General features: G+C 67.2%; 11 protein-coding genes. All 11 read right to left on the bottom strand.

Features of this window, described 5'->3' with window-relative positions:
* Positions 1–149: 149 nt before the first annotated feature.
* The 11 genes from Mal64_RS09755 to Mal64_RS09705 all read right to left on the bottom strand — a co-directional run bounded on the left by Mal64_RS09755 (position 150) and on the right by Mal64_RS09705 (position 24,497).
* Positions 150–7,616 carry a type I polyketide synthase gene (locus tag Mal64_RS09755; RefSeq protein WP_146399583.1) on the bottom strand — a complete coding sequence of 2,489 codons (7,467 nt, stop codon included), beginning with the start codon at positions 7,614–7,616 and terminating at the stop codon, positions 150–152.
* 398 nt (positions 7,617–8,014) lie between these two features.
* Positions 8,015–9,172 (bottom strand): Gfo/Idh/MocA family protein, encoded by a 1,158-nt coding sequence (locus tag Mal64_RS09750; protein ID WP_146399581.1) that lies wholly within the window; start codon positions 9,170–9,172, stop codon positions 8,015–8,017.
* A 194-nt stretch (positions 9,173–9,366) separates the two neighbouring features.
* Positions 9,367–10,401: a family 43 glycosylhydrolase gene (locus tag Mal64_RS09745; RefSeq protein WP_146399579.1), complete on the bottom strand. Its 1,035-nt coding sequence runs from the start codon at positions 10,399–10,401 to the stop codon at positions 9,367–9,369.
* Between the two features lie 135 nt (positions 10,402–10,536).
* Positions 10,537–12,720, bottom strand: a complete 2,184-nt coding sequence (locus Mal64_RS09740) for a hypothetical protein (RefSeq protein WP_146399577.1) — start codon at positions 12,718–12,720, stop codon at positions 10,537–10,539.
* Between the two features lie 104 nt (positions 12,721–12,824).
* A complete protein-coding gene (locus Mal64_RS09735) occupies positions 12,825–14,912 on the bottom strand; it encodes a DUF1559 family PulG-like putative transporter (RefSeq protein WP_197525626.1) in 2,088 nt (695 codons plus the stop codon).
* On the bottom strand, positions 14,909–17,125 hold the full coding sequence (locus Mal64_RS09730) for a double zinc ribbon domain-containing protein (protein ID WP_146399573.1): 2,217 nt from the start codon (positions 17,123–17,125) through the stop codon (positions 14,909–14,911). The genes Mal64_RS09735 and Mal64_RS09730 overlap by 4 nt, the downstream gene beginning before the upstream one ends.
* Positions 17,126–17,129: 4 nt before the next feature.
* Complete coding sequence (locus Mal64_RS09725; RefSeq protein ID WP_146399570.1) at positions 17,130–18,443, bottom strand: DUF1573 domain-containing protein; 1,314 nt, start codon at positions 18,441–18,443, stop codon at positions 17,130–17,132.
* 19 nt (positions 18,444–18,462) lie between these two features.
* Positions 18,463–19,776 carry a type II secretion system protein gene (locus Mal64_RS09720; RefSeq protein WP_231993644.1) on the bottom strand — a complete coding sequence of 438 codons (1,314 nt, stop codon included), beginning with the start codon at positions 19,774–19,776 and terminating at the stop codon, positions 18,463–18,465.
* A 118-nt stretch (positions 19,777–19,894) separates the two neighbouring features.
* The gene (locus tag Mal64_RS09715) at positions 19,895–20,995 is read right to left on the bottom strand and encodes a prepilin-type N-terminal cleavage/methylation domain-containing protein (protein WP_231993643.1); all 1,101 of its coding nucleotides are present in this window, start codon (positions 20,993–20,995) and stop codon (positions 19,895–19,897) included.
* Between the two features lie 650 nt (positions 20,996–21,645).
* Positions 21,646–22,794 (bottom strand): DUF1559 domain-containing protein, encoded by a 1,149-nt coding sequence (locus Mal64_RS09710; RefSeq protein ID WP_197525624.1) that lies wholly within the window; start codon positions 22,792–22,794, stop codon positions 21,646–21,648.
* Between the two features lie 98 nt (positions 22,795–22,892).
* Positions 22,893–24,497 carry a SpoIID/LytB domain-containing protein gene (locus tag Mal64_RS09705; protein WP_146399563.1) on the bottom strand — a complete coding sequence of 535 codons (1,605 nt, stop codon included), beginning with the start codon at positions 24,495–24,497 and terminating at the stop codon, positions 22,893–22,895.
* Positions 24,498–24,510 lie beyond the last annotated feature (13 nt).

Genomic DNA, 24,510 nt, shown 5'->3' with positions numbered 1-24,510 from the left:
AGGCGTCCCTCCGGCCCGCACAGGCCGGGCAATCGATAAAGATCGCCTATCTTCCGCATCGGCCAGCGGCGCACGACGCTTGAGGGCAACTCTCAAATTCGGCCGCCGCGGCGCCAGCAACGCATGCGCGCCAGCAGAGCCTGCGCGACCTAGCCGGCGTTGATCGCCAGCAGTGACTCGATCGTCGCGGCGATCGAGTCGGCGCCGCGATCGGTCATCATCGTGAAGTGGTCGCCCGGCGTGGTGTGGACGGCGAGCGTTTGCCCGATGGCGTCGCGCCAGTCCTCCTCGTTCAGCGAATCGTGCGAAGTCAGGTCGCCCAAGCCGCCGGGTGTCTCGGGGGCAAAGAAGAGGACCGGCGCCTCGATCGGACGCGGCTCGTAGTCGCTCGTCGCCCGCACGAGCGCCTCGCCCACGTCGACCAGCCGGCGGACGTACGACTCGTCGGCGTCGGCCGAGAACATGCCGGCCCGTTTGGCCTCGGCGAGCGCGAAGGCGAAACGCTTCTCCGGCTCGATCGCCGTGAGCTTCTCCTCGTCCAGGTCGAGATCGACGCCCGAGAACCGCACGGCGAAGCCGACGATCGTGAGCAGGAATTTGATGTCGTCTTCGGTGTCGATGTCCTTGAAGACGCGCGGCGTGGGGGCGTCGAACAGCGCCACCTGAGACACTTTCTCGCCGATCGACTCGAGCCGATCGGCGAGGGCGAACGCCGTCACGCCGCCCGTCGACCAGCCGGCGAGCGAATAGGGGCCCTCGGGCTGACGGTTGCGGAGGGCGGCCGTGTAGTCGTCGAGCATCGCGTCCATGTCCGTGTGCGGCTCGCCGTGGTCGATGCCGCGCGGCCGCATCGCCACGATGGGCAGCGTGCCCGGCAGCTTCTCGGTCAGGCCGAGGTAGCAGCGGATGTCGCCCCCCAAGACCGGCAGCAAGAACAACGGGGCGACATTGGGATCCCCTTTACGGAGGGTGACGAGCAGCGACTCGGGGCCGGTCGAGGCGTCGGCCTCGTCGCCGTCGCCGGCGATCGCCTCGCCCGCCGCCTCGGCCAGCGTGGCGACGCTCGGCCCCTCGAGGAGCTTGGCCATCGGCAGCGTGAACGCGAGTTTGCCCTCCAGGTTGTTCTTCAGCTCGAGCGCCATCAGCGAGTCGAGCCCCAGAGCCGACAGCGGCGCCGCGATCTCGATCTGGTCGGCGTCGACGCCCATCACGCGGGCGAGTTCGTCGCGGACGATCTCTTCGAGCTCCTTCTGCCGCTCGTCGGCGGGCGCGCTAGCAAGCCGTTGCCGCAACGCCGTGTCGGCGACTCCGGCGGCCGCGTTCTCGGCGCCAACGAGCAGGTCCGTTAAGAGCGGCGTCTTGCGGCCGGTGAGCAGACGCGACATGGCCTCCCAATGCGGGTCGAACACCACCTGCTGAGCGGCGTTCGATTCGATGAGCCGCCCCATCAGTCCGAGCGCGGCATCGGGTTTCAACAGGTCCATGCCCATCGATTTGATCGCTTGCGCCGAATTCTCCTCGGGGCCGCCTTCGCCCACCACGCCTGCCGCCATGCCCCCTTCGGCCCACGGGCCCCAGTTGATCGACAGCGCGCTGAGACCGGCCCGACGGCGGGCGTGGGCCAGGGCGTCGAGCGCGGCGTTGCCGGCGGCGTAGTTCGATTGGCCCGGTGAGCCGAGCACCGCGGCGACCGACGAGAACAGCACGAACAGGTCGCACGCTGGGAAGACCTTCGTGTCGAGCGACAGCCGGTGCAGATTCCAGGCGCCCACGGTCTTGGGCGCCGTGACCTTGGCGAACCGCTCGTCGGTCATGTCCGCGAGCAGGCCGTCGTCGAGCACGCCGGCGGCGTGCAGCACGCCGCGCAGCGCGGGGAAACCCTTTGGCAGGGTGGTGAGCGTTTGGTGGAGCGAGGCGTGGTCACTCACGTCGGCCCGGGCGACCGCCACGTTCAGGCCGCTCGCCTTGAGCGCCTCGACGGCCGCGAGCTTCTCGCCCTGGGGCTCGCTGCGTGCGAGCAGCACCACGCCGCCGGCGCCTTGTTCACCCAGCCACGCCGCCACACGCAGCCCCAAAGCCCCCAGGCCGCCGGTGATCAGGTACGAGGCGTCCGAGCGGACCACGCCCTTCGGATCGGCGTCCTTCAGATCGGCGGCGTTCTCGATGGTCTCGACCACGACCTTGCCGATATTCTTGCGTTGCGACATGTAGCGGAACGCCTGGATCGTCTCGCTCTCGGCGAAGCGCGTGTACGGCGTTGGCTGGTAGTCGCCCGCGGCGAAGCGGTCCATCACCTCGGTGAACAGCTCACGCACGTAGCCGGGCCGCTGGCGTAGCACGCGGTCAAGATCGATCGCGAAGTACGACAGGTTGTCTTGGAACGGCAGCAGGCCGAGCTTGCGGTCTTGGTAGATGTCGATCTTGCCGATCTCGCAGAACCGGCCGTAGGCCCGCAGCACCGACAGGCTGGCGGGGATCGCCTCGCCCGGCAGCGAGTTGAGCACCACGTCGACCCCCTCGCGGCCGGTCGCCTCACGGATCTCCTCGACAAAGTCGAGCGTCCGCGAGTTCATCACGTGCTTTACGCCGAGCCCGCGGAGCAGGTCGCGTTTCTCGTCGCTGCCGGCGGTGGCGAAGACCTCGGCCCCGGCGTGCTGGGCGATCTGGATCGCGGCGAGTCCCACGCCGCCGGCGCCGGCGTGGATCAGCACCCGCTCGCCCGGGGCGAGTCCGGCGAGCTTGATCAGCGCGTGGTGGGCGGTGAGCCAAGCGATCGGCAGACAGGCCGCCTCGGGGTGCGAGAGCCCGGCGGGCTTCTTCACCAAGGCGTAGCCGGCGGTGGTGGAGTGTGAGCCGAAGGCGTACGGCACGACGCCGAGCGCCTCGTCGCCCGCCTTGAGGTGCGAAACGCCTTCGCCGACGGCCGTGACCACTCCTGAGGCCTCGATGCCCAGCGGGACGATCTCGTCCTTGATGCCGGGGTACAGGCCGAGCGCTTTGAGCACGTCGCTGAAGTTGAGACCGGCCGAGTGGATCTCGAGCTCCACTTCGCCCGGGCCGGGCGTCTTGCGCGTGATCGGCTCGTAGCGGAGCGCCTCGAACGAGCCGGGCCGGGGGATGCGCAGCTGGTGCGGGCCGTGGGGGATCGCCATCTGGCCGGCGGCCGACTCATCGAGCGCGGCGGCCGCTTCGTCGTCGTGCTCGAGCCGAGCCGCCCAGCGTTTGCCGCCCGTTAGCGCGAGCTGGTTCTCGTCGCCGGGGCGCGAGAGCTCGGCGGCCAGGGCTTCGCTGTCGTCGGGGTCTTCCATGTCGAGTAACCGGATCGACAACTCGGGGTGCTCCATCTGCGCAACGCGACCGAGGCCAACCAGCGGCGCCGCCAGCGGCGAGACGTTGTTGTCGCCGACCGCTTGGCCGCCTTGGGTAAGGACCCAAACGCCCGCCTGGCAAGCCAGGCCACGTCGAGCGGCTTGCTGCACCAGCCGCATCACGCTGCCCACGCCCAACAGGGACGACACTTGCCACGCGTCCTTGGCCGCGGCGCCTTCGGCTTCTGATGTTGGCAGGTCGAGCGACCACAGGTGGGCTACCCCCGCCGGCTTGGCCGTGGGGTTGGCGGTGAACATCTCCAGGAGCTTGCGGTACGAGGCGTCGTCGCCGGGGGGCAGGGTGACGCGGGTGCGCGGCTTGGCGCCCGATTCGTCGACCTTCACCGCGTAGGCCTCGCCCGGGCTGACGAGCGTCACGGCGGAGCCGGCGGCTTCGAGTCGATCGGCGAGCCCCGTGGCCGCGCCGGCCTGGTCGGCGAACAGCAGCCAAGGGCCGCTGGCAGGCTCGGTCGCTGTTTGCTCCGTTTCGCGCCACGCCAAGCGGTGCAGCCAGTCGGCCGGCTGCGACTCGCTCGCGCCGGCGGCGCCGACGCGTTGCACCCGCACGCCCTTGAAGGCGGCGATCGGCTCGCCACACTCGCGCACCAAGTAGGCGTCGCAGGTGACCAGCTCCGGGCTCGTCTCGTCGGAGTCGGGCTCGGGGGAACGACGCACGGCGTAGGCGAGCAGCGGCTCGTCGGCCGGGACCGTCTCGTAGAGCCGCACCCGAGCGACCCGAACCGGCATGTAGGTGAATGGGCTGTACGATCCATCCTTTTCGAGCGGCGTGGCGCCCGCCACGGTCTGCATCAACGCGTCGCCCAGCACGGGGTGCAAGCCGTAACGCTCGCCGATCTCGTGGCGAACGGAGTCGGTCGGCTCGACGGTCGACACCGCGTCATAAGCCGAGCGATCGACGTGGCCGAGCACGCGGAACGCCGGGCCGTAGTCGAGGCTGCGGCCCGCCATCGTGGCGTAGAACTCTTCGGCGGTCTGCGAGGCGACCAACCGCTCGCGGCAAGCCTTCAAGTCGATCGGCTCGGGACGCTCGTCCGAGGCGTCGGTCACAAGGACCGCCGAGGCGTGCTGGGTCCAGGTTGCCTCGGGGCCGTCGTCGCCGAGCGGCGTGCTGTGCGACTCGAAGGGCCGACGGCCGGACGACTCGGGGCCGACCGTGCTCTGGCAGCGGCGTGTGGCGCCATTGGCGAGGAACATCGCCTGCTGGATCGCGACGTCGTCGACGGCGAGAACGCCGCCGTGGCCCTGGGCCTCGCCGGCGGCGCGCAACGCCTGCTCAACGTACAGGGCGCCGGGCGCCACGGCCGACCCTTGCACCACGTGGTCGGCCAGGAAGGCGGGGGAGCTGGGCGACAGGGCCGCCTCGTACACGGTGTTGGCGCCAACGACCGGCAGCCGCGCCCCGAGCACCGGCGAGTCGCCCTGGCGCGTGACGGCGTACGGCGCGGAGCGTTCGATCGGATCGTGCCAGCAACGGATGCGGTCGAAAGGGTAGTTCGGCAGGTCGATCCGTTTGCGGGCGTACGGCTTGTCCCATCCACGCCAATCGACAGCCCCGCCGGCGGCGTAGAACTCGCCGACCGACTCGGCGAGCGACCGCCATTCGGGCTTGCCGGGCCGCAGCGAGGCGAGCCAAGCCGCTTTCTGATCGGGCAGACAGCGGCGGCCCATGCCAGCGAGCGCCGCGGTCGGTCCGACCTCGACAAACAGCGAGGCCCCCGCTTCGGCCACGGCCGCCACGCCGTCGGCGTAGCGCACGGCGCCGCGGAGGTGTTCGCGCCAGTAGCGGGCCCATTGCTGGTTGGTGGTGGGGGGCTCGGTCATCAGCACGCCGGTCACGTTCGAGGCGATCGGCACGCTCGGCGCCTGGTGCTCGATCGTGGCGGCGAACGCCTCGAACTCATCGAGCACCGGGTCCATCAACTCGGAGTGGAACGCGTGCGAGACAACGAGCATCTGGCCTTTGCCGCCCGTTTTCTCGAACGCCGCGAACAGCCGTTCGATCGCCTCGGCCTCGCCCGAGATCACCACGTTCTCGGGGCCGTTGACCGTGGCGACCGACGCCCGCTCGCCGCTCTTGTCGATCAGTTTCTGGGCCTCGGCCTCGCTGACGAAGAGGACCGCCATCTTGCCGTGGCCAGGAGCGGAGTGCATGAGCCGGGCCCGCTCGGCCACCAGCCGGGCGCCGTCCTCCAACGAGAACACGCCCGCCGTGACGGCGGCGGCGTACTCGCCGATGCTGTGCCCCAGCAAGAAATCGGGCCGCAAGCCCCACGACTCCCACAGCGCGGCGACGCCGCACTCCAGGGCAAACAGCGCGGGCTGCGTGTAGCGGGTCTCGTTGATCCGCTCAGCGCCCTTGCCTTCGGTGGTGAACAGGATGCCGGCCAGCGACGCGCCGAGCGGTTCGCGCAAAGCCTCTTCGCAGCGGTCGATCACCGAACGGAACAGCGGGCTGGTCTGGTAGAGTTCGCGTCCCATGCCGGGACGCTGCGAGCCCTGGCCGGTGAACAGCATGGCGGTCTTTGGCCGCGCGACGCCGCTAGCCTCGCCCGTTTTAACGCCCGCCGCACGCTCGCCGGCTGCGAGTTTCTCGAGGCGACCGATCAGGTCGTCGCGGTCGTCGGCCACGACGCTGGCCCGGGCGTTGAAGTCGCAACGGCCGGTGTTCTGGGTGTAGGCGGCGTCGGCGGCGGTGATCGACTCGTCTTCGTTCAAGCGCTCGGCCAAGCGGCGGGCCTGCTCGGCGATCCCGTCTTTCTTCTTCGCCGCGAGCTTGAGCACGTGCGACGTGCGCCCGGCGGCCGGCTCCGCAGCCGGTTTGGCGATCGGCGCGTCGCTCACCACGAGGTGCGTGTTCGTGCCGCCGAAGCCAAACGAGCTGACGCCCGCCACCCGCGGCGTCGGGCCCGCCGGCCAGGCGACCGGCTCGTGCGGCAGCTCGACGCGCGAGCCGTCGAGCTTGATGTGCGGGTTGAGCTTCTCGAGGTGCAGCTGCGGCTCGATCACGCCGTGCTTCATGAGCAAGGCGACCTTGATGAGACCCGCCACGCCGCTCACCGTCTCGGTGTGGCCGATGTTCGCCTTGGCGCTGGTCACATAGAGCGGCTTGTCGCTTGGCGCCGTGCGGCGGAAGACCTCGGTGAGGGCCTGCATCTCGATCGGGTCGCCGAGGGGCGTGCCGGTGCCGTGGGCCTCGACGTAGTCGACCGCGGCGGGCGTGAGGCCCGCTTGGGCGAGGGCGGCGCGGACGCACGCCTTCTGACGCTCGCCGTTTGGCGCGCTAATGCCGCTGGTGCGGCCGTCTTGGTTGACGCTCGTGGCGCGTAGCACGGCGAGCACCGGGTCGCCGTCGCGCTGGGCGTCGGTGAGTTTTTTGAGCAGCACCAATCCGCACCCTTCGCCGCGCACGTAGCCGTTGGCGCCCGCGTCGAACGGCCGGCAGCGGCCCTCGGGCGAGAGCATCTGCGCCTTGCTGAAGGCGAGGGTGGTCTCGGGCGTGAGGATCGCGTTCACCCCGCCGGCCAGGGCGGCCGTGCACTCGCCCCGCCGCAACGCCTCGACCGCCAGGTGGATCGCCAGCGAGCTGCTGCTGCACGCCGTGTCGACGCTCGCGCTGGGCCCGCGGAAGTCGAAGATGTACGAGATGCGATTCGATGCGATCGACAACGCGTTGCCGGTGCCCATGTGGGCGTCGATCCGCTCGTAGTAATTCTGCGCCTGGCTCGGGATCTTGGCGTAGTCGGCGCCGCCGATGCCGACCCACACACCGGTGTTCGATCCCTGCGCCTTGTCGGCCGGCCAGCCGGCGTTCTCCAAGGCCTCCCACGCCACCTCGAGCAGCATCCGCTGCTGCGGGTCCATGCGCGAGGCCTCGCGCGGCGTGATGCCGAAGTGCGTGGGGTCGAAGCTGTCGATGTTGTCGACGAAGGCGCCGCGGCGGTTGGTCATCTTGCCGGGGGCGCCATGCGCGTCGTACAGCTCGTCGACGTCCCAACGCGAGGGGGGCGTTTCCGTGACGCCCTCGAGGCCCCCCTCGATCATCCGCCAATAGCTCGTCAGGTCGGGCGCGCCGGCGAAGCGGCACGACATGCCGATGATCGCCACCGGCTCGGCCGTCGCCTCGGCGAACGGGTCGACGACCGGGGCCGACTTCTGCGTGAGACGCTGCTGCAGCAGCTCACGCTGCGCGGGCGAGAGCTTGGCCAAACGATCGGCGAGGTCGGACATGCGGTGAGGGGTCGGGGGCCAGGGGACGGGGGCCGAGCGTTTTTTGACGAACCACGGATGGCAAGGACGGAGGGACGCTGGCAGCAAAGAGACGTGAAAAAGCACGAGAAGAATCCAGCCTCAACCGCGCCTGAACAACTCAGCGGCTGGGGGAATGTCTTACCTGTAGTTCCTATCGTGTATTTTCGTGCCCTTTCGTGGCTATCTATCTACCTTTTTTCAATCCATGCCCATCCGTGAAATCCGTGGCTCCAGCGGATGCGATTCGCAGCGGACCATGCCGGGAACGCAAAGAGCCACGGCGGGCACAGGCCCGCCGTGGCCAATTGGGTGATTCTACTTTGTTAGGGGAGTGTGTCCCAGGGCTTGCTGCGGCTTTCCGCGTCTCGTGCGGGAAGTCATTCCACTGTTTCGACACTCTGCCAAGCCTTGGTTTCCACCGATTTCTCGACCGCGTCGAGCACCGCCACGCACTGCGCGCCGTCGCGGAAGTCGGGGCGGCAGTCGTCGCCGCTGGACACGGCCTGGCAGAAGTCGTGGATCGCGTGCACGAAGCTGTGCTCGTAGCCGAGGATGTGCCCCGGCGGCCACCAGGCGGCCACGTAGGGGTGCGATCCCTCGGTCGCCAAGATTTTGCGAAAGCCTTGCCGGCCGTCGGCGTCATCGCACGAGTAGTACTGCAACTCGTTCATGTCCTCGAACATCCAAACGAGCGAACCCTTCGAGCCGCTGATCTCGAAGCGGTTGTAGTTCTTGCGCCCGGGGGCCAGCCGTGTCGCTTCGAACGAGCCGAGCGCTCCGCCGGCGAAGCGGGCGAGGAACAACGCGGAGTCGTCCACCGTGACCTGACCCATGCCCTCGCCGGCGGTGGCCGACAAGCCGGTCGAGGCGCCCTCTTCGGGCCGCTCGGTGATGAACGTTTTCATCATGCCGACCACATCGGTCACCTCGCCGACCAGGAACCGAGCCAAGTCGATGAGGTGGGCGTTCAGGTCGCCGTGAGCGCCGGAGCCGGCGATCTCCTTACGCATCCGCCAGTTCATCGGGAACAGGGGATCGACGAGCCAATCCTGCAAGTAGACCGCGCGGAACTGGCGGACCTCGCCGATCTCGCCCGCCTCGATCATCTGCTTGGCGAGGGAGACGGCCGGGCAACGGCGGTAGTTGAAGTTCACCATGTGCCGCACGCCCGCCTTGCGGACCGCGGCGAGCATCTCTTTGGCGTCGGCGAGCGAGTTGGCGAGCGGCTTCTCACAGAAAACATGCTTGCCCGCCTCGGCCGCCGCGATGGCGATCGCCGCGTGCGTGTCGCCCGGCGAGCCGACGTCGATCATGTCGATGTCGTTGCGGGCGATGAGCTGGCGCCAGTCGGTCTCGGTCGACTCCCAGCCGAACGTGTCGGCGAATTCCTTGACCGCCGCCGCGTCGCGGCCGCACACGGCCTTCATGACCGGCGGGGCGGGCATGTCGAAGAATTTGGGGGCCGTCATGTAGGCGTTCGAGTGCGCCTTGCCCATGAACTTGTAGCCGACGAGACCGACGTTGATCGATGCCATAGTGAGAAGGGGTCGGGGTTTGGGAAAAGGGGGCTGCCGCCACGAGAGACCGACAATTTAACGCACGCCATCGGAATGACCAATGATCCCACCGGCGAGCCGGCCCCGTAAGGGTCCGGAGTGGCAGGCTCGCCACAGCGGCGCGCCAGCAACTCCGGTCGCTCACGCGACCGGCTCGTCTTGTGAATGGACGCTCATTCGACTCGCAGATCGATCCGCGTCGGCGCGTCGCGGTCGCACGCGAGCCAGCCGTTTTCTAAACGCAACTCAGCCACTTGGATCGAACTGCGGCGCTGCTCGGTTTGGTCGGCGCCCGCGTCGGGGCCGCGGCGGCCGGGGTGGGTGAAGTAGAACAGGTACGCCCGATCGCCGCTGACGACCACGTCGGGGTGGCCCCCCTTCACCCGGTCGTCGGCGCCGCTGCCGGGCTCACGGAGCAAGTTCTCCTTCTGCCGCTCCCAGCTCTCCATGTCGTCAGAGCGGTAGACGCCCAGGCCGTCCCACACGTCGGTCACCATCCAGTAGCGGTCGCCCCAACGGAACACCTTGGGCGCCTCGCCCGATTGGTCGCCGACCGCCTGGCCGCGGTCGGACCAAGTCAGCAAGTCGTCGCTGTCGGCGTAGTAGATCGACTTGCGATCGCGCTCGTTGTTGTACCAAAGCCGGTAGCCGCCATCGGGCAGCGGGGCGACGCAGGCGTCGATCACCTTGTCGCTGACGAGTTTCAACTCACTCTCGGCGCGCCAGTGGAGCAGGTCGTCGCTCGTGAGGTGGACGATCGACCGCGGGTGGCCCCAGTCCTTGAACACGCCCGGCACGACGGTGAGGAACATGTGGTACGCCCCCTCGGCTTCTATCACCTCGGGCGCCCAGTAGGTCGGTTTGTCGATCGACCCGTCGCCCGCGCCAAGCACGCTGTCGATTCCCGAGAACTGAGCGTCGCCGAAGTACGCCCAGGTGGCGCCGCCGTTGGTCGATTCGGCGATGCCGATCGGCGTGCCGTGCACCCACGACACGCCCGGCAGCCCTTCGGCGTTCGCCCGGCGGTTGGTGTAGAACATCCACCACGCCTTGCGCTCGGCGTTCCAAATGACCACCGGGTCGGCGGCGCCGTCGTAGACCGGGTCGCGGTAGAGCGGCTTGCCGGCGACCAGAGCTTCCTCAGCGACCAGGACGCCCGGCAACAATGTCAGGGTGGCGAGAAGCAACGATCGGAGGAGTCGGCGCATCAAGGGCCTCGACGCGGAGTGAGAAGTGGTGCTCCGCGACATTCTACTCGGCGGTTGGCTGGGGTGCGACACGACCGGTCGTCGCCACGCCCTCGGGGCGAATGCTAAAGCTAGCCGAGGCCAGGCTTGGCCGGGTTACAAGCCTATTTCTGGCGTGCTGTTCTTGTCGGTCTCGGCGCGGCGGCGACAGCCGAACGCGCCGCTGGCGATCGTCACGAGCAGGAGCGCCGTCGGCTCGGGAACGTTCGTCGCCGGGGAGATGGCGTCGAGTGTTTTGCCAAAATGAGCGACCCACGCGTCGTAGTCGTCCTGCGACACAGCGCCAGAGAGCCCCGGCGCGCGGTTGGCCAGATCGAACGCCGTGTCGCGGTGGTCGCGCCAGACGGTGAAGTCGGCGGCGTCGACCACGCCATTCTCGTTGTAGTCGCCCACAAGCACGGGGATCAGCACGTGGCTGAGCACAACCGAGTTGGCGCCGATGTCGAGCACCCATTCGTATCCCTCGGCGGAGTCGGGCAGGGCCACGGAATCGAATGCTCCGGTCACCCCGTCTTCGGCGATCAGGATCGTGAAGTCTTCTTGACCGATTGGGGTGAAGGGTTCTTCGGTGTCTCCGGGAGCGAGGAGCGATGCGACGAAGTCGCCGTCGAGGCTCAACGAGCCGGCGATCGAAAGGGCGTCGAAATCATCGCTCCCGGCGACGCCGATGTGCAGCGTCGCTTGGTCGCCGAACTGCACGTCACCGCCGAAGCCTACCGTGGCGAGCGATTCGCCCGTGCCGAACGAGCCGTTGAACGTGGCGAGCCCGGAGCCGGTGAAGTCCCCGGGACCGCTGGCGTCGCCGTTCAGAACCACGCCGCCGCCAGACAGTTCGACCACTCCGTTGTTGACGAACGTCCCGTCGAAGCGGAGTTGGCCATCTTCAACCTCGACCGAGCCATCGTTCACGAAAGACCACATGTCTTGCAGCCACGCCGCGCCCCCACCGGCGCTCTTGCGGAACACGCCGCTGTTGTGCACCTCGCCCGAAACGTTATTGGGGTTGGACCCCGCAAGCGTGTCGCTGAAGCGGGCGTTGGCTTGGAGATCGAACAGCCCCCCGGAGGGGACGGTGATGGTCGCGCCGTCGCCGATTGCGTTCGTGTTGATGTCGCCCGAGCCGGTCACTGCGACCGAGCCAGCGACAACTAGCGAGGCGCCGGTTGTGATCGTCTTGTCCTGCGAGCCGGAGATCGTAGCCGATCCCCCCGGCGCGATCGTCAGGCCTCCAGAACCCATGAGCGATCCGGCCGACCAATCGACCGAGCCGAGCGAAAGCGGGGATAGTGTCCTGAGCCGCGACCCGCTGAACGACACCGCCAGGGTGTCGGCCACCGTGGCGTCGAGCTCGAAATCGGCCGAGCCCGTGATGCTAAGCTCCCCGTCGCCGGTGAACGCTGCGCCGCTGAAAACCTGAGGTGCGAAGGTCGGAGCGCTGACTTCGAGTGTCGCGCCGGCGCCGACCGCGAACGAGCCGCTGCTCGTGCCGCCGGCGATCTCGGCGAGCGTGGCGGTCGGCTCGACGATGAACTCCCCGTCGTTGTTCACCACGCCTCGCGCTTCCAACGCGCCCGCCGCAACGCGCACCACGCCGGTGTTGCTCACCGTCCAGCTCGAGTTGAGTCGCGTGAGGCCGGTCCCGGCTGTTTTGCTGAAGACGCCGGCGTTGTTGATCACGCCGCTGGGACCGACCGAGCCGAAGTCGGCGTCGCTCTTCAGATCGAACACGCCCGTGGCCGAGGTCTCGATCACGGCGCCCCCACCGGTGGCGTTGATGCTCCCTGATCCGAATACCCGCACCGCGCCGTCGACGGCGAGCGTCGTGACGCCCCCGCCGGAAGGAGAGCCGAGGTTCTTCGGGCCCGAGCCTTGCACCTCGAGCGTCGCACCGGCGCCCACGGTCACCCCGCCCGTGTTGCGGATCTCGGAGTTTTGCAACGCCGCGGTCCAGGTGGAAACAACCTCGGGCGCGAGCTCCTCGCCCACGATGGTGAGCGGCTCCGAGCCGCTGAGGAACGCGTCGGTGAGAGTCAGGTTGTTGATCGTCACACCGCCCTCCACGTCCTGGAGCACGTTGCCGTGCGTGAGCGATACGTTGTAGGTCACTGCGCCATTGTTGGGGATCTCGGCCGGGGTCCACTGGGTCGTGTCGGACCAATTCTCAAGGAACTCGCCGTTCCAAGAGGCGGTGGTGTCGGCTCCGATGGCCGGCGCCGCACAGGCCAGGACGATCAACAGGGCGCGGGACCAGGCGAGGTGGCCGTAGTGATGGATTCGCATCATGGTTGCCTTTTCGTGGAGAGCTGTTCGTCGAGAGCGGGAGTGGATCAGCGATCAGGGGCTCGCCGCGTCGTGCGGCTGCCCCCGCCGCTAGGCTGTGCGCATCAGTCGTCGCTGCGGCGGGTCGTGGCCACGCGTGCGGCGCGCTCGAGGATTTGCTCGGGGTCGCCGACCGGCAACCATTCTCGCAACGCCCGCTCTTTCTTCTTGGCCGATCCGAGCAGCAGCGCCATCGCCGCGGGTTCGGTGATCGCCTTGCGCATCGCAACTAGCAGCTGCTGGTTGTCGACCATGCCGCGGTTGCGGTAGTAGGTCATCTCGGCCAGCACACGCGGCGGGAACGGGTCGTCCGACTCGCCGAGCGCCGCGACGCGCTTCGCCGCGATCGTGTCGCTCAGCGCGACCGGCCAGTCGTGGCTCGTGAGCCCGTCTTCGAGCAGGTCGCGCCATTTCCACAGGAAGTCTTGATAATCATCGTCGCGAACCAACTCGTCGGCGGTCAGCGTCGCGGATTCAAACGAGAACCTCGGCGAACGCAGCAGCGGCTTGCTTTGGGCCAGATCGTAAGCGAAGAAGCTGAACCTCGTTTCGCGGTTGTCCGAGCGGTTGTTGCGACCGGGGCGGTTGACGTCGAGCACCAGCAGCACGTCGCAGCTGTGTTCGTTGGCCGCGCGGCGCAGCTCCGTGACGGAACGGCCCACGAGGAAAGTGCCCCGCACACGCGGCCCCGTTTCTAAGCCCCGCCTTGTGGGGAGGGCCGCCGGCGGGGCGGGCAAGAGCCGCGCGATCGACGACTCCGTGGCCGGACCCTCGAGCGGCAGCAGCAGCGGCCCGCCGAACGGCTGGGTCATCGCGACCAATTGGGTTACTGATTGCGCCGTGTCCGGCAGCACGTCCGCCCGGCTCGCGCCGCTGCGACTGGCGGCCTCGGGATCGACCACCGCGATGGCGTAATGAATGCCGAAGGCGGGCCGACGCAAGGCGGGGTACCACTGGAACTGCTGCGGCGGCATGGCCCCGAGCGACGCGGCGCCGTAGAGCCATCGCCACGCGTCGGCGTGGTCGCCCTCGGCCAAAGCGAGGGCCGCGACCCGCTGGTAGTCCGACGCAAGCTTGGACGCGTCGGGCGCCACCCGGCCGCGAGAAACGCTCAGGGTTGAGGCGGCAACCCCGCTCCCGTTCGCGGCGCCCGGCTGCTCGACCGCCAGCGTGGCCTCGGCGAATCGGCTGGGGTCGATCGGCTTGTTGATCGCCGCCGAGCTGAACCGCTCTCCGCCGTCGGGGGTGTACATGGCCCGTAAAGAATCCTCGGGCGCATCGACCGGCACGCTGCCAACCATGCCGTTGGCCCATGCCACGTAAATCTCGCCCGCGCGAAGCGAGCCAAGCCCCTTGGCGGGGTGATCGCCGTCGAACTCGTACTCGGTTGGCGCGGTCCAGGGGACGGCGTCGTCGGTCTCGACGAGCATCACCGTGTTGCTCATGCCGTCTTCCACGAGACCCGGGGGGACGCTCCGTCTTTTCTGGTAGATCGTTCGATTCCCTATCGGGATTCGGTAGCACGTTTGCTCGTCGAAGTGGGCCGGCGATTGGTACACAGCTGGGATGTGTTTCAGCAGCCGCTTGTTCACCGGCGCGTACCACGGCTGGCTCAGGTCAAATTGATCGTAGAGCTGTTGGTGCCCCAGGTAGGGCAGCAGCTCGATACGCCAGCTCAGCAGCGAGACGCCCGTTTTGTCTCGCACGGCGTACCGGGGGAAGTGTCTTTTCTCTTCGCGGAACGCCACCAACGCCGCAGCGATACGCTCGAGGTTCTCCGCGGAACGCGTCGCCTGCTCGGCAGGCGTGAGGGGCGTGGCGGGCGGGGGTTGCGTGTCGCTCAGGCCGCCGAGATCGGGCCGGGCGCCCTCCTGCGCGGCAGTGGCCTCTTGCGCGGACGCGGCCACCGCGGGATTTGCGGACGACGGCGGCGCTGCAATGGTTTTGGGCGCTCCAGCCGGTTGTGCGGCGTCGTTCTTCCTGGGCTCGTCGTAGGGGTCAGGCGGTCGTCGGATCGCCAGCTGCTTCACGTCCGCCTGGCTGTAACCGCCGCAGCCGGAAACACTGAGAATGAGAGCGAAGATCGCCAAGGCGGCCACGGAGCAGTTCGCCTGGCCCTTGTGTAGGAAGGAGAATGGGTAGCGGTAGATCATTTCGCGTTCCTCAGGTAGCGCACGAGCCCGTACGATTCGGCTCCGCCGCCGCATAGCAGGAGTTTCGTGATCGGCGCGCCGCACTCGCTGTGGTGCGTATTGAGCACCCGCACGAGCCGGCCGGCGAACGCCTCGTAGGCGCCGACTAGCAGGGCGTCGATCTCGTGCGACAGGGGCGCCTTGTGGATTTCTCGCCGGAGAGCGTCTGCCTCAGCGAGCGTGATTTGTTTCGCCTTGGCGATCTCCCGATTGAAATCTTCCACGCCGCCGTAGAAGCTGCGGAACCAAGGCCCGGAGACTCCGTAGGCAGCCACGATCGACGACTTGTGGCCGACATCGAGGATCGCCTCGCCCGGCTCGAACACGCCGCCGCGGCGGCAGGCTTCGGCGTTGACGAGGGCGAGGGCCTCGCTGGCGACGGTCACTCGCGAGGCCCCCGCGGTCCGCCACGGCGCGACGCGCAGCTGGGCGTCTTCGAGCTTCGCCGCCATGAGCGCCACGCGGCGCTGGGGGCAGGCCAGGCCCGGGTCTTCCCCTTTCTCGTCGACGCTGTAATAGCCCTGGACCGACTTTTCGGTCTCGAGCGGGATCCGCGCCCGGGCCTCGTAGCGAACCACCTCGTCGAACTTCGCTTGTTTGCTGTCCGGCACGGGGACGCTGAAGAAGCGGCCCAAGGTCTGGATCGCGGGGATGTTGATCGCCACCGGCAGGCCTCGGAACTCGTGCTCGGCGAGCAACGCCCCGACGGCGTCGGCGTGACCCTCGGGGGTGTCGGCGATGTCGGCCGTGTAGATGGCCTCGATCTTCGGCGGGCCTTGCCCCTCCTCCGACGCGACGAGTTTCACCGCCTTGAGCACGCGAGCGCCCGCGTCGACGCCCCACCCCGCGGCGGCTCCCTTGCGTCCCAGCCCGAGCGCCAGCTTCTTCGCCCAACCGCCCGAGGGCTTGGGCGAAAGGTCGACGACCAACTCGGCCCGGCCGAGAGCCTGCAGCGCCAGGCCGTAGGAGGGGGTGAGTTGGGCGGGCGCTGCTCCGGTTCCCTCGGCCGCCAGGGCCAGCCCCACGGTGAAGGGGAGGAGATCAATCGACTCACCGATCGCCGCGACCGCCGGAGGCTTCGCCCAAGGCGTGGGGCCGGTTGTCTCGACGGTCGGCTTCCGTCGCGCCCGGGCGACGAAGTCGACGACGGTTTTCTGCAGCCGCTCGTCGCGTGGCTGGCGCTTGGCGAATTTCTGGGCCAGAGCGGCGGCGTTCGCGTCGGCGTGCGGCGCCAAGGCCAGCTGCCGGGCGAGCCAAACCGTCTCGCGCACCTCCGCCGCCGCACGCGCCACCTCAGGGTCGTTGGGTTCGGCGGGCGCCTGCTCTAGCAGCTTGCCTGCGGTGGGATAATCATTGACCGCGAGCGCCTTGAGAGCGTGGCCAATGAGCACCTTGCCACGCTTGCCGCTCGCCTGCTTCTCACGCGCTTCGAGCTGAGAGTACAGCTTGGCGACCTGCGCGTCGGCCGGCGCGAGGGTCTTCAGACGCAGCACGACCGGCAGCAGGCCGTCGTACTCCTTGTCGGCGATCCGCTGTTTGATCTCGGCACGCAGTTTCTTCGCGTCGGCCAGGCTGCTCGTCGCACGGTTGTGCAGGTCCGTCAGCTTCGAGTCGCGCAAGCCTGCCGGGATCTTGCTGATCGTCTCGATCGCGCCGCCGAAATCGCTCTCGTCGATCAACGCCTGGGCCGTGGCGCCGATCTCTAACGAGTCGGTCGCCGCCCGCTCCTTCATCTCGAGGAACTCGTCACGCAGCCGGCGGGCGGTGCTCACCAGCGTGCGCAGCGCCGTGTGCTCGGGCGTGCGCACCGCGTCGAGCGTTTCGACGGCCGACTGCACTCGCCCTTCGCCGAAGAGCGATTTAGCCTGCTCGACCGTGTGGCTGAGCGAGGCCGTGGCCTCGTCGAGCGTCGCTTTCAGGTCGCCGCCGCAAGAGCCGCAGTAGGCGAAGCCCACCGCGTTGACCTCGCCGCAGGCGAGGCAAGGCTCCCACAGGAGCGAGCCGCAGCCGCCGCAGAAACGTGACTTCGACGACCCCTGCTTGCCGCAGGACGCGCAGAACAGGTCGGCCGCGGCCGCTTCGGTGGGCCCCTCGCCGCCGATCAGTCGGAAGTGTGGGCGCGGCTCGCCGTCGCCGGGCCGCCGGTCGGTTTCTTTTCTGCTGGTGTGCTCCACCGGATCAACCTCCCCGCCGAGCGGTGTGGCGACGGCCCGGGAGACCTTGGCCGGAGATCACGCTGTCTTCCAGCACGACCTCGACCTTGAGTTCCAGCCGTTCGATCCGCGGGTGTTCGAATTCCAGACGGAGAGCGATGGCGCGGTCGCCCATGCGCGATTGCTTGAACTTCAGGCCCTCGACATCGAGATAAAGGTAGTGCAACCCCTTCGCGTCGAGCCCGTTGCCGAGCGGCTCGAGCCGTGCGGTCAGACCGGGATGGGCCGATTCGAAACCGACCAAGCCGAGCCCCTTCTTTGGGTCACGCACCTTTACCATCAACCGGGTGGTCCGCGCGCCGGGTTTGCGATCGGCGAACGCCCGCACCGTTCCGTCGTTCTGAACGTCTTTGCCGATCACGCTGATCCGTCCCGACACCTTGCCGAAGATCGGCAGGTAGATGTCGAACGGCTCGGCCTCGGCCTCGGCTTCGTTCTCGGCTTCGTTCTCGGTTCCGGTGGCGGCAGCGGAGTCGTTCGGCGGGTGCACGCTCATCTTGATCGACTCCTGGAACTCACCGACCGGGCGGCCCTCGCCCATCGTGAGGTGAAGGCGGTAGCCGCTCTTGGCGCCGGCCCGACGCAGCTCGTCGGCGTCGAGCGGCTCGAGGCGGTGGGTGTAGCCGTGGGTCTCGGCGTCAATGTCCTTGATCTCGAAGTGCTCCCAAGTGGTCGAAACCACTTCGGCGCTTGTCTCGTAGGGCTGGCCCTTCAGCACGTCGCGCAGCGAGAGGAGGTTCGGGCGGAAGGTGACCGGAAAGGCGATCGTGCCGACCACACGCAGCTCGACGATCTCCTGCCGCGGGTCGTTGGTCTTCAGCGTGATCGTCTGGCTGTAGTCGGGCGTGTCGACCCGCCCGAACCAGCCGGCGGTGATGCGGGCGCTCTGGCCGGGGACGATCGGTCCCTCGGGCATCTCGGTGACCACGCATTTGCAACTGGTGGCCACCTGCTTGACGGTGAGCGGGGCGTCGCCCTCGTTGCGGACTAGGAAGGTGTGTTCCTGCGGCTCCTTGGGGGGCGCCACGCCAAAGTCGTATCGGGTGCTGTCGAAGACGGCGCGCGGGCCCAATTCACGCGAGGTATGTCCGGATGCCTTTTCGGGCGCCGCATTGCTCGGCGCTGCCACAGTCACGAACGTGGCTAAAAATACGACAACCAGCCGTTGTCGCTTCCGAGGTCGTGTCTTCACAGTGTGGGTAGCTCCCAGCAAGACAGAGAGGTAAACGCCAGAAAGCGGCCGGCGCCAGATGGCGCCGGCCGCTCGTAGACAAATCATCAACCAAGCTTCAAGCGGCTCAGTCCTCGAAAGCACCACGCTTTGTGTTGCCGGTGAGAAAAACGCCGTTGAAAATTTCGGTCTGCGGCAGCTCCACGTCGTCGCTGCGGTAGCCGATTCCCTGGTAAACCGTGTCGGTAAGCCCCTTGGGCACCGGGAAACCGGGGTTCAAGAACCCGTCGCTATTGACGTCATTGAATTGCTTGACCGAAGCGTCGGCAAACAGCACGTTGACCAAGCCGTTGTGCCAGGCGTACCAATCGCGCGTGTCCTGCATGTAGACGTCGTTGGGGGCCGACGCGGTCTCGCCGAGCGGGACCGTGTTGATCCTGCCAGAGTCGCCCGACTCGACAGCGGCCTGCGACTTGAGGCTGATGCCCTCGCCGATCAAGCGAACCGAGTTGTCCGACGGATCGAAGTAAGCGGGGCCGTCGTTGAAGGCCTCGGCGAGTAAATCGCCCGCTTGGATGTAAGAGGCCGAGTCTTCCGTGCCCTGGGCGAACGGGTCCGACGGGCCGTACTCAATATCGCGAGCGGCAATCGCCTCGTCGATGTCGCCGGGGGCGGCGCAACCGAGCAGAGAAACACGCGACGTGATGATCGGCGAGCTCTCCAGGATGCGGATCCGGAGCGGGCCCGCCGAGCCGCCGAGCCCCTTCAGGTCGGTGCCGGTCAGGGTGACCGGGTCCGTGGGGTCGGGCGAGGCGGGGTCGAACTTCGGCGCGCTGCGGACAAAGAACCAGCTCGCGGCGTAATTCGTGTTGTAACCCTTGGCGATGAAAGCCCGAGCCACCAAGTTGGCGCGCTCTTGGGTGGCCTCTTCGGTGCCGCCGAACGTCGAGCCGGATCCGCCCGACACGCCCGCGAAGGTGGGCGAGCCGCAGACGCCGTCGGCGAGACGCTCTGCATCTGCGCCACCCTTAGCGTCCGACGTATCGATACCTCCTAGTAGGTCGTTGAGTTTCTCCGACCCGCGCAACGGGCTGGTGGGGCAGAGCATCTCGGACGGACGGGCGGCGCCGATGTTCACCAGATCGGCGACCCAGCCCCAGGTGTCCATGCAGCCGTCGCGACGGTAGTCGCTGGCGCCCGAGCAGAGGCGGCCTTGGGCGTCGCGATCGGCGAACAGCAGGAAGCCCGTGCCGAACTGACGCAGGTTGTTCTGGCACTGGGCGCGGCGGGCGGCCTCGCGGGCCTTGGCGGCGGCCGGCAGCAGCAGGGCCACCAAGATGCCGATGATGGCGATCACAACGAGCAGCTCGACCAGCGTGAAGCCGCTCGTCCGCTCTTGGTTCGTGCCGCGCATCGTGCGGCGGTTCGTTCCTTTAACCATGGATCCGTTCTAAGCCTTTCGTAGCAGAAGGTGATTCCGCCGGTTTCGACCGGCAACGAAATACAAAAAAGCAGTGGGTGGAGTAGATGAGCGACGCCCCAGTTCTCGTGGGCGGGGGTCAGATCCTGCCGAGCGCTGCTTTGCTGAAGAGCGTCGCGTCGCTAACCTCTTCCTCGTCGTCGGTGAAACCGCTCTCGGCGCTGGCCGGGAAGCCGTTGTTGATATAACCGTCGCCGTTCGTGTCGACGAATGTGTGGACCCCGCCATCGGCCATCAGCACGTTGCACGCACCGCGGTGCAGCGGGGCGAAGCCGCGGTAGTCTTGCCGGGTCTTGTCCCACACGGCCCACCACCCGCCCGCGCCGTTGCGGGGTTTTCCGTCGTCGAACGTCGGCGCCTTGAGGGTCAGAGTCTGGACCGGCCCCCGTGTGAACCGCCCCGCCGTCCCCTCGCCGGCTTGGAACTCGCCAACATCCGCTTTGAGCAGCTGATCAACCGCGCTGTCGGCCAGCAGCGGGATCGTGTTGGAGGGGACCTTCGCTGTGTCGAGCACCGAGAGGCTCAGCGGTCCGTAGGTCGATTCGACCGCCTTGAGCGACGCCACGCAGGCGGGATTCTTGCTCTCTGGGTTGCCGCCGCGGTCGAGCCGCGGCCGCGACCGCACCATCAGCCAGCTGGCCACGTAGTTCGTGTTGTAGAACCGCTCGATCATCAGCGACTCGACCACCGCGACCCGCTCCGCGCTGAGCGGGTCGAGCGACTCGTCGAGGATCTTGCGGCAGGGGTTGATGACCGGCGTGCCGTCCGGCAGCGTGCTCGGCTGAGAGCCTCGCGGGTCGACGCAGCCCGAGAAGTCACTCTCGGCGAGCTCCAGCATCTGGTTCACCGAAGACGAAACCCGCGCTTCGTTCGTGGGGCAGAGCATCTGGCCCACCGGGATGGTCTGGGCGACGAGGTCGGAAACCCATCCCACCTCGGTCACGACACCGTCGTACTCCCAGTCCGTGGCCCCCGAGGTGAACGTGTTGTGCTGGCCGGCGCGTGACTGGAGACCCACGCCGAACTGGCGCAAGTTGTTCATGCACGTGATGCTGCGGCTGGCGCCGCGAGCCATGTTCACGGCCGGGATCAGCAACGCCACCAGCACGCCAATGATGCTGATCGTTACGAGCAGCTCGACGAGCGTGAACCCTCGCTCGGACCGTTGCCGGCGGGACAAATCAAAACCGTGAGACGCACAGCACGTCGCCGAGGAGTGAACCCAGGACGCCGACTCATGTGCGACGCGCGCAGCTGTAGCGCAGCACTCGGCAAAGCGAGTGAAAACCATATATCCCCCCAAAGGCCGGTTAGGGCCACAAACCAGAGACCACAAGCGCTCGCGGCTATATGCCGCGAATCGCCACAGGCATCCGGCCTGCGGGGCTCTGGGGGCGAGTCCTCACACATTGTGTGCGACTCACCAATCTCGTTAGGGCGGTGATCTTAGCGGAGTGCCTAGGCGGGAAGGTGAAGGATTCGTAAATGATCGATGAAGGTTCGATTGGCTTGGCGTTAAGGTTGCTAGCGACCCTGCGATTTACGTGCTTTCGTCGAAGTTCGGACTGGTGGAAAAGACCCTCTTGAGAGATTCAGATCGCGAGTGAGCATGGAAAACCACCTGACTAGGGCGCCGGGTTCTGGTTCAAGTGAGCACTGCAGACGCAAAAAAAGGGCGTGTCGGACTGTGGTCCGACACGCCCTTCGACGCCCAGTTCTCGCCTGTAAGCTTGCGTGTGGGGAGCATAAAGCGAGCCCGCCCCTTAGGCTCACCGCTGAAATACAGCTCAGCTTCCCAAACGCTTCACCTGCTCCTGTAAATCCGGTCGGCTAGTTGTCGCCGAGTGTCTCGCCGCCGTTGCGCGAGGCGAGCGACACGTACGCCGCCGGTTCGATGCCTTCGTTGATGAAGTGGACGCTGCCATCGCCGTAGACGAAGTTGGCGCCACCGGGGTGCAGGCTGCCGAACATCAGCTCGTTGAAGCCCCGTCCGTCACCGGTATCATCTGCAGGACGGTTAGCATCCTGGACGTAATATTGCCCCAAGCTTGGGCTCGAACTAGGCGTCAAGCTGCCGCTGATGCACTTGGCCGAAGAGATGTAGCTGCTGGGGATCGGCTCGAGCGGCGGATCCCAGATGTTGTGCTCGTTCAGGTACTTCGCGTTGAGACGATTGCGAATATCTCCCGGGATGACGTTGAACAGCCAGTAGCCGCCGCGGGTCCAGGCGGATAGGAGGTAGACTCGCTCGCCGATCAGCAGCGTCTTGCTCGTTCCGTCAGTACACTTAGCGAGCTTCACACCGCGGCCGGGCAGCATGATGCCGTCGAGATTGATGGCGCTGTCAGCAGCCCCTCCGTAATAGTCTTCATCTCTGGTGGCGAAGATCTGGGGATTCGCCGGGAAGGGGTCGCCGTCGAATTCGGTCCCCCTACTGAAGCCCGATCCCATCACGGCCGTGTAGTTCGTCGCCCCGAGCGCCGTTTCTATGCCCCCCTCGGTTGCGAGTTTCAGGGGGTCGTCAGAAGGGCAGCGGAAGATCGACGAGGTCGATCGGCTGATCTCGGTGAGCTTGTCTCTGGTGGCTGCCGAGATATTGGTGTTCGTGAGCAAGTGGTGGAGCGGCTGCTTGGGGTTGTTCGCCAACGCCTCTTCTTCAGCGGCGTCGATCACGTCGGCGGCGGCGGTCTCCTCCATGAAACGGAGCAGCTCGACATTCCAACTGAAGCCATTCTGCCCGGCTCCCTGGTTGCCGATGTAGAGGGCTCCGGCCGGCATGTAGTTAAATGTCGACTCGTAGTTGAGCGCGCCGAGACCGCAGTTCTTCAGGTTGTTCACACAACTGTTGCGTCGTGCGGCCTCGCGGGCCGCCTGGACCGCCGGCAGCAAGAGCGCGACCAAGATGCCGATGATGGCGATCACCACCAGCAACTCGACCAGGGTGAATCCGTTGTTCGACTTAGTGTTGCTTTGCCGCATAGTTCCTTCTCTCCGCTTCACGTGAGTGGCCGCACCAGTCGAAGCGACCGGGGGCACTAGTTCCAGCATGCCGTGAACGCGACGCTCAGGGCAATCAGTTATCGCGCAGCTCTGTCTCTCGCCGGCGCAACCCGTGCTGCCGCTAAAGCAACTGCGACGCACAACACTGTGGCGAGCGCTCCGGGCTCGGGAACGCTCTGGCTGGTGGCGAGGACCAGCCCGTAGTTGTCACGCCAGATTTTGAGATCGTTGTTACCGACGAATTTGTTGCCGTCGCCATCGCCTGGCAGGTTCTCACCCATTTGCAGGAAGTGGTCGCGCCACACGGTGAAGTCGGCGCCGTCCACTCGCCCGTCGTCGTTGTAGTCGCCGACCGAGGCGGGCGTGAAAATGTCCGCCGGGTCCCAGAACACCGTGTCGAGGTAAACCTCCGCGTCCGACGCGCCGATCAGTTGGATCGAATCGAGCGACACAAGGTCGCCGTCGATCGCGCCGTTGCCCCCCGCGGTCCACGCCTCCCAGTCGCTCGGGCGGTCGAGGCGCCAGCGGTACTCACGCCACTGGCCGTCGGCCACCACGTCGCGGAGCACGCCGCGGTCGCCGGTGGTCGGGTCGTCCAACGCGATCGACACTTGCAAGCCAGGATCGTCGGTCTTGAGCCACAGACCCACGGCGCCGTGCGACTCGAACTTCAGGTTCGCCACGCCGGTTGCGGCGTTGCTCGAGCCGTCGAAGTCGCTCAGCCGGGCGCCGGCGACATGTCGCATCAGGAAGTCGGTCCCCGAAGACTCGTCGTAGTCGATCGTGATCAGTTGCGAGTGGCCGCCCGACTGGCTCTCGGCCGACGACCGCTCGGCCGTCGAGCCGGCGATGTTGGCGGTCGTGCTGCCCGAGAAAGTTGGCGAGCGGCTGAAGTATCCCTCGTGGCCGTCGAAGGTGGCGCCGTTGCGCTGGCCGTAGTCGTCGAAGTTGGTAAGGGGTTTTATGCCGTTGTAGCTGCCGGCGGTCTGGTCGGTCGAAGCGGTCCGCAGTTGCACGTCGGCGCCGTAGAAGTACTTCAGAATGTCGACGTACGACACGCTGTTGTCCGACAGGAAGTCGGCCCCGTTCTGGCTCTTGGCGCCGCGGTTGGGCCAGTTCGGGTTGCTCGGGGTACCGACGAAGCCGAGCGGCGTGCCTGTATTGTCGCCGCTCGTGACGCCCGCCTCGTACGGATAGGTGACCCACTGCTGGGTGCTGGTCGGGTCCGAGTCGCCCGGGTTCGGGATGGCGCTCGGCGCCGCCGGGTTGAACGGCCCGGTGGGGATGGCGCCGGCCACGTAGAACGAGGCGAGCAGGATCTCGTTGTTGCTAAAATTCTCGATCGAGAGGATCTCCCCTTCCGTGGCGGCCGCGGCCGCGTAGTGGATGGATTGGGCCGTTCCCGAGCAGCTGTAAACCTGGTCGCTCGTGCCGTTGTTGATCGAGCCGGAGGTGTTCATCTTGAAGTACGCGAACGTCCGTGCGGCGACGGCCTGAGCCTTGAGCGCCTCGAAACTCGCGGCGCCGTTTTCGCAGTTGCAGACGTTCGGCACGTAGTCGGTCTCGGTGGCGACCGGCCCCACGCCGTTGACGCTGATGCTCGTACGCTGGTCGAACTGCGCGCGGGCGTTGTGCCCGCACGCAAGAACGACCAAAACCATCGCTGCTCCAAGTGAACGCACGCCGGTCCTCCAA

Origin of the sequence: Pseudobythopirellula maris (assembly GCF_007859945.1) — a bacterium.
Lineage (GTDB): Bacteria > Planctomycetota > Planctomycetia > Pirellulales > Lacipirellulaceae > Pseudobythopirellula > Pseudobythopirellula maris.
The sequence above is the reverse complement of the archived record's forward strand: the minus strand, read 5'-3'. Positions and strand labels throughout refer to the sequence as shown.

What these genes read in the sequence shown, in the direction of transcription:
- Mal64_RS09720 (WP_231993644.1), bottom strand. Translation starts at nt 19,776, where the DNA reads ATGGTTAAAGGAACGAACCGCCGCACGATGCGCGGCACGAACCAAGAG.
- Mal64_RS09710 (WP_197525624.1), bottom strand. Translation starts at nt 22,794, where the DNA reads ATGCGGCAAAGCAACACTAAGTCGAACAACGGATTCACCCTGGTCGAG.
- Mal64_RS09750 (WP_146399581.1), bottom strand. Translation starts at nt 9,172, where the DNA reads ATGGCATCGATCAACGTCGGTCTCGTCGGCTACAAGTTCATGGGCAAG.
- Mal64_RS09740 (WP_146399577.1), bottom strand. Translation starts at nt 12,720, where the DNA reads ATGCGAATCCATCACTACGGCCACCTCGCCTGGTCCCGCGCCCTGTTG.
- Mal64_RS09725 (WP_146399570.1), bottom strand. Translation starts at nt 18,443, where the DNA reads ATGATTTGTCTACGAGCGGCCGGCGCCATCTGGCGCCGGCCGCTTTCT.
- Mal64_RS09745 (WP_146399579.1), bottom strand. Translation starts at nt 10,401, where the DNA reads ATGCGCCGACTCCTCCGATCGTTGCTTCTCGCCACCCTGACATTGTTG.
- Mal64_RS09735 (WP_197525626.1), bottom strand. Translation starts at nt 14,912, where the DNA reads ATGATCTACCGCTACCCATTCTCCTTCCTACACAAGGGCCAGGCGAAC.
- Mal64_RS09755 (WP_146399583.1), bottom strand. Translation starts at nt 7,616, where the DNA reads ATGTCCGACCTCGCCGATCGTTTGGCCAAGCTCTCGCCCGCGCAGCGT.